The sequence below is a fragment of the Corynebacterium sp. ACRPE genome, assembly GCF_022347435.1.
Lineage (GTDB): Bacteria > Actinomycetota > Actinomycetes > Mycobacteriales > Mycobacteriaceae > Corynebacterium > Corynebacterium tuberculostearicum_D.
In genome coordinates, this window is sequence record NZ_JAKRNA010000050.1 from 1 (window position 1) to 1,888 (window position 1,888).

The following is a 1,888-nucleotide window of genomic DNA, read 5'->3' on the forward strand; positions in this document are numbered from 1 at the left end:
GGCTTCACGCCGGTACTCCGGCGTGTACTTCTTGCGCTGTTGATTCACAATGAACATCCTCTCCTACGGACACAAGATCCGTACAAATAGGGTGTCCACTACTTGAGGGTAACCTCACATCGCCTGCGACTGGTGGCTATACCTCCACACGCAACTGCCTGACGACCCTGTAGAGATCGACAGGCAGCAAAACTGGGGCCAGGACGCACTCGCCAAAGCACAAACCCTAGCCAACCAAGAAAAACAAGCCACCAGCGGCCACGAAGACGGCCGACCAGCAACCTACGACAGTGCCATCGACACTGCCTACAACCACTCTATGGGAATACGCAAAGGCCACATACGCTAAACCCCACCAACACAAAATGTCGTTTAGCCCGACACGCCGCAAAACAACACATTCTGTCGTTTAGGCCGGGTTTAGAGGGGGTGGGGCACATTTGGGGGTGATCATATTTAGTAATCCACAGTCGAAGTGCTTGATAGGCATCGGCTGGTTTGTGCTGGAAGAGTCGGACACCTTTGAATAAAAATAGTTGCTGAAGAACCGGGATGGGCTAATTTACGCCTCTGAGCAGGAGCGAAGTCGTGCCTCTTGGACAAAGGTCTGCTACTGTCTGTAGCTGAATCTAAATGATTCTCCAGTGTTTAGCTATCTAATTTTCAGGGTTTTTTATGAGGCTCTCCAGAAACGCCTCGACTAAAGCAATCGCGTTACTCTCTGCCGCATTGCTCGCCGTCGGGGGAATTATAATTCCTGCTCCTACTGATGCTGCAATTCCAGATGACAGCCTGACTACCCAGCACGGGGATAACCTTGGCGCCGGTCCAGAAGCGAAAATCACCTTGGACACCGATAAAACAGAGGTAAAGCCTGGCGACACCGTAGCTGCGCACGTCGAAATTGAGGGCACCGTACCATTTCCAGAAGTTGGTCAATGGAGGTACGGGGAATCCGATGCTACAGCGGTCATCTTTTCACTACAGATCGATCCTCGGCTCACTGTAAATGACGTTGACAAACTGCAGTTTAAGTGGGCGGATGGTAAAGAGAGAAAACCATTCAATGTTCAAATCGACGCCGAAAGCAATGTAATTGCCTTCGAATTTGCAAGCTCGGATGTTCCTCTTGGTCCAGAACCGAAGATGACTGTCGACATTCCCGTGACCGTCAATGACGATGTACAAGACGGCGATGAACTGGGAGTGAAGGTTGCTACAGAGGTTGATCTCCGACCTACCCTCGATTGGACCTATAGCAACTGGGAGATGAGATCCACTGGTGATCCTTGCCTGCGTGAAGCGGTTGGTGAACTGAACTTTGATAACCCAGGCCGATATGGAACCTGGCTTGCTGATTTTTGGCTAGGTACTAATTCCGAGTATTTCGAGTTGGAGGGCCAGCCTGAGATCACCGTTCGCGGTCCCGACGGTGAAGATATGACCGATCAGGTGTTCCAAGATTCATCCTATCCGCAGGTAACGCACAACCCCACCGACAGGCCTAAAATTTTCACAGGCGCTGATGGTAAAGACTTCTCTAACTACCGCTGGCTGAGCCAGTCGGAATGGAAGATCAATGAACAGGGCATGGCCGGCGATGTGTGGATCCCAGAGGGCTCGACTATCTTCGTGAAGCAGCTAGTCCGCTCTTCTCGCTGTTCCTTTGACCCAGACCGAGAAGACTTTGGTGCCAAGGTTGAAAGCCGAAACGCCCCATTATATAGGCAAGATGTCGATGAGGCAGTGCTGACTGTCAAAAAGGATCCTGAGCCTGAGCCGAAGCCTTCGCCTACGACGTCTGGTTCTTCTCCTTCGTCTACGGTGACGGAGACGGAGAAGGTGTGTAAGCCGTCGGAGTCTGAGGGTGGTGAGCCGTCTGAGCCGG

General features: G+C 51.9%; 2 pseudogenes. Both read left to right on the forward strand.

Annotation, left to right across the window (positions count from 1 at the left end):
- Positions 1-127: 127 nt before the first annotated feature.
- Positions 128-349 (forward strand): annotated as a pseudogene (locus MHY13_RS12025) (transposase); the annotation flags it as partial.
- A 326-nt stretch (positions 350-675) separates the two neighbouring features.
- Positions 676-1,888 (forward strand): annotated as a pseudogene (locus tag MHY13_RS12030) (hypothetical protein); the annotation flags it as partial.